This window comes from Reyranella sp. (assembly GCF_050185545.1).
GTDB lineage: Bacteria > Pseudomonadota > Alphaproteobacteria > Reyranellales > Reyranellaceae > Reyranella.
On sequence record NZ_JBFWZI010000132.1, the window covers coordinates 16160 to 20531 of the forward strand.

The 4372-nt window shown below is 69.0% G+C and carries 4 protein-coding genes; 1 reads left to right on the top strand and 3 read right to left on the bottom strand.

The window, feature by feature from the left end; genetic code table 11:
* Window positions 1–11: 11 nt before the first annotated feature.
* From AB7O82_RS27000 to AB7O82_RS27010, 3 genes are all read right to left on the bottom strand, one after another.
* Window positions 12–647 (bottom strand): glutathione S-transferase family protein, encoded by a 636-nt coding sequence (locus AB7O82_RS27000; RefSeq protein ID WP_428620589.1) that lies wholly within the window; start codon window positions 645–647, stop codon window positions 12–14.
* Window positions 647–2245 carry an FAD-dependent monooxygenase gene (locus tag AB7O82_RS27005; protein WP_428620590.1) on the bottom strand — a complete coding sequence of 533 codons (1599 nt, stop codon included), beginning with the start codon at window positions 2243–2245 and terminating at the stop codon, window positions 647–649. Before AB7O82_RS27005 ends, AB7O82_RS27000 begins: the two co-directional genes overlap by 1 nt.
* 147 nt (window positions 2246–2392) lie before the next feature.
* Window positions 2393–2872: a flavin reductase family protein gene (locus AB7O82_RS27010; protein WP_428547497.1), complete on the bottom strand. Its 480-nt coding sequence runs from the start codon at window positions 2870–2872 to the stop codon at window positions 2393–2395.
* 181 nt (window positions 2873–3053) lie between these two features.
* Between AB7O82_RS27010 and AB7O82_RS27015 the strand changes: the two genes are divergently transcribed.
* On the top strand, window positions 3054–4372 hold a 1319-nt coding region (locus AB7O82_RS27015), incomplete at its 3' end, for an FAD-dependent monooxygenase (RefSeq protein ID WP_428620591.1).

The window sequence follows — 4372 nt, forward strand, 5'->3', positions numbered from 1 at the left end:
AGAGTTCCCGGCTACACCTGTGGCGTCTCGGCCGGCTTGGTGGCGACGAGCGACGGCCGGGACGAGACGCGGTCGAACCATGCCCCAAGGGCGGGGGCGTCGCTGCGCCAATCATCGGACGGGTAGCGCCAGTCCTGGTAGCCGCAGGCGACGGCGATGGTGATCTGGGCGAGGTCGAAGTCCGCGCCGAGCCCGGGCGCCCGCTTGTCGAGGGCGGCGAGGCAGCGCAGCGAGCGATCGCGCATCTTGCCGATGAAATCGTCCGACCGTTCGCGCTCCTCGCGCAGCAGTTCGGCGCGTCGCGCGATCTGCGCCTCGATCACGGCATTGGCTACCGAGATGTCAGCCAGGGCGCGCCAGCGCGCCACCCCTTCGCGCGCCAGCAGGCGCCAGCCGCCCAGCTCGCCGTTTACGTAGTCGCATATCGCATGGGAGTCGGCGAGATGGAGATCGCCGGCGACCAGGGCGGGAATGCGCTCGACCGGCGTGTCCTGCGGGAAATCGCCGGGATGGGCGACCCGGCGGGTGCCCCAACTGTGCGGCCATTTGGTCTGCACGAACTCGAAGCGATCGCGAAGCCCGAGCTCGAGGATCGAGACCACGACCCGCCGGACCCAGGGCGAGGCGGGCGTAACGTAGAGCCGCATCAGTTACTCCATCCGTGGATGGCGTTAAGGGCGCCGCCCAGCGCCCGCGCCGGATCGCCGGCCAGCGTGGCGCTGCGCCAGCCGACATGGCCGTCGGGCCGCACCAGCACGGCGCCCGATTCCTCGATGCCGTAGGTCTCGCGCCATCCGCTGTCCGCCGTTTCATACGCGCCGGCGCCCAGCGTGATCGGCGTGACATCGAGTTCACGGGTGGCGTCGACCCAAGCCGCGCCGCCCCTGCCGGTCATCAGCACGAAGCCGTTGCCCACGAGGTCGATCGACGAGGTGCGCGCGCCGTCCCCGGTCTTCACCCAGACGTGCGGGGCGCGGCCGCCGGGACGGCCGGACGGCGCGTAATCGGTCACCGGATTGGCGATCACCGGCGGCGGGCTGCCGTCGGGCAGCACGGCGGCCGAGCTGTAGCTCGCGCCGAAGATCATGCCCTGCTCGTTGAGATACTCCGGCCGCGCGCTCGTGGTCTGGCGGGTCTTCTGCAGTCGGCCCATCGAGATGGCATTGATCAGGCTCTGCTCGGTGATTGCCCGGCCAAGCGGCTGGCGCTCGTCGTGATAGGTGCCGAGCAGCGCCGGCGCTGCCGTGCCCTGCAGCACCGCAGCGAGCTTCCAGCAGAGATTGTGGACGTCCTGGATGCCGGTGTTCATGCCGAAGCCGCCGGTCGGCGGCATCTCGTGCGCGGCGTCGCCGGCGAGGAAGACGCAGCCGTCGCGGTAGCGCTCGGCGACGTGCGCCGAGGCGACCCATGGCGCCACACCCAGCACCTTGACGGGCAGGCCCGGCACGCCGGCCGCTTTGCGGATCAGGTCGGCCGACTTCTCCGGCGTGAAGTCCTCCGCCGTGTAGCCTTGCGAGCTGAGCGAGTTCACCAGGAAGCCCCAGCTGTCATGGGCATTGATGGTGAGGAAGGTGCCGCGCAGCTCCTCGTTCTCGATGAAGTAGAGCGCGGCCGGGCGGTCCCTGGTCCACGGGCTGAGATCGGCCTCGAGCAGGATGTTGACGCTGTCGTAGACGTCCTTCTCGCCCTGCATGCCGATGCCCAGCGCCTTGCGCACGCGGCTCTGCGCGCCATCGGCCGCGATCATGTACTGCGCCGTGACCTGCTCCGTCCTGCCGGTCATCGTGTCGGTGAGCGATGCCGCGACGCCACGCTCGTCCTGCTCGAACCGGGTGAGCTCGGTGTTGAAGCGCAGCTCGGCGAGAGGCTGTTGCTCGGCCGACCGGCGCAGCACCGGCTCCAGATGATGCTGGGCGCAGAGGCAGGCACGCACCGGCGTCACCTCGGCGAGCCGCGCGCTGCCGCTGCCCGGAACGCGCCGCTCGATCTCCTCGCCGGCCAAAGTCTTCGCCCAGACAATGAACCCCGTGCGCGTCGGCGGCAGGCCGGCCTCGCGGACAGCGGTCTCCACGCCCTGCTGATGGAAGATCTCCATGGTGCGGGCATTGATGCCGCGCGCCTTGGGATGGATGGCGGTGCCGGGATGGCGCTCGACCAGCAGCGAGCGGATGCCGAGCCGCGAGAGCAGGAGCGAGGCGGTGAGGCCTACCGGGCCGCCGCCGACGATCAGCACGGGAATGGACATGGCCAAAGCGTCCCCCGTCCGCACCGACAACGCAAGCACGGGTCGAGGCCGATGCCATGTAGGGAACCAAGTCGCTGGCCGCGAGCCGATCACCCTCAGCCTGATTACCCTCATGTCGAGAGAGTCGAAGGTGCTGCTGGCGCCTCGTCAGATGTAGCCGCCGCGGAAGCTTATGAGGGGATCCTTCATCGACGAGGTGTAGGCCACCACGCGGCCGAGGGCGATGATGGTGCCATGACGCTCGATCATCTCGTCGAGCCGGCAATCGATGACGCCAACGGAATCGACCAGCGTCGGCGCCCCGGTCTTCAGCTCCGTCCAGGCGCCGGGCAGGAAGCGGTCGGCGCCTTTCAGGGAGCCGCTGCCGCCGAACTCCTTCACCAGCGCGTCGCCGCCCTTCGGCACGTAGTTGATTGCGAAATGATTGCCGTGACGGACGGCGGCCAGGGCCGACGTCGTGAGACCGATCGAGACCATCATCATCGGCGGGCTGGCGGTCAGATGTGTGGCCGACAAGGCGAGGAAGCCCGCGGGTCCATCGGTTCCCTTGGCGGTCACGATGGCCACGCCGATGGCGCGGCAACCGATTGCCTTCCAGAAGCTCTTCGCGTCGATCTCTTCGGTCATTGTGGTGCTCCTGTCCCGTTGAGGCCCACCATAGCAAAAACAGCGCCGCGAGATGTCTCATGCTCTTCCGAACCGCGGGCGTCCCGCCCGCTCATGAGAAGAGCGGGCGGGACGCTCGCGGCCCGGAAGAAGTGACAGGGCGGCCGGCAATGCTACAGTCCTGCAACGCGAGGAAACGCTATTGCCCACCTACGACGTAATCGTTGTCGGCGCCGGCCCGGTCGGCCTGACGCTCGCCATCGACCTTGGCCGGCGCGGCGTGCGCTGCCTGCTGATCGAGCGCAGCCCGACCACGCTGCCCTACCCGAAGATGGACCGCTCCAACGCGCGCACCATGGAGTTCTACCGCCGCCTCGGCATCGCCGACCGGGTGCGCGCGCTCGGCTATCCGGCCGACAATCCGATGGATGTGTTCCTCACCCGCCGGCTCAGCGAGCCGCCGATCGCGGTGCTGAAATATCCGTCGGTCGGCGAGCGCCGCGAGCAAATTGCCGAGAGTCCCAACGGCGCGTTCCTGCTCGAGCCGTACCAGCTCGTCTCGCAGAACAAGCTCGAGCCGCTCTTGAAGGAAGTGGCGGAGGGAACGCCCAATGTCAGCGTGCGCTATGGCTGCGCGCTGGAGGACTTTGCCCAGGACGCTTCGGGTGTGACGGTCGAGGCCCTGACCGTCGATGGCGCGCGCGAGCAACTGCGGGCGAAATACCTCGTCGGCTGCGACGGTGGCACGAGCACCGTGCGCAAGAAGTGCGGCATCAAGCTGGAGGGGCGGGGCCGCATCCGCGCCCTGGTGCAGGTGATCTTCCGCTCGCCCGATCTCTACGGAAAGATCGTCACCGGGCGCGGCCGGCATTACAATTTCGTCGACGTCGACAGCACGACCCTGATCGCGCAGGGCTGCCGCACCGAGTTCACCCTGCACAGCTCGCTGCCGGCCGAGACCGATTTCCGGCCGGTGATCGAGCGGCTGGTCGGCTTTCCTTTCACCTACGAGATCACGCACGTGATCCGCTGGCACCACAATCTCCTGCTGGCTGAGCACTATCGCGACGGCCGGGTATTCCTGGCCGGTGATGCCATCCACCTGGTGATCCCGAGCGGCGGGCTCGGCATGAACACGGGCGTCGGCGACGCCTTCGATCTGTCGTGGAAGCTCGCCGGCACGATCCAGGGCTGGGGTGGGCCGGGCCTGCTCGACGGCTACGAACGCGAGCGCCGGCCGATCGGCCGACGCAATGTCGACGCCGCCGGCTGGGCCGCCGCCGGGGTGCCGATCTGGCGCAGCCAGCTGACACGCGAGGCGTGGGACGACACGCCGGAGGGCGCGGCCCTGCGCGCCCGGCTCGGCGAGCTGTTCGAGGTCGGGCATCGGCGGATGCACGGCATGGTCGGCGTCGAGGCGGGCTATTCCTATGCCGGCTCGCCGCTGATCGTCGACGAGCCGGGCAACGCGGCCGAATGGGAAACCAGTCGCTACGATCCCAAGGCGGTCCCCGGCGCCCG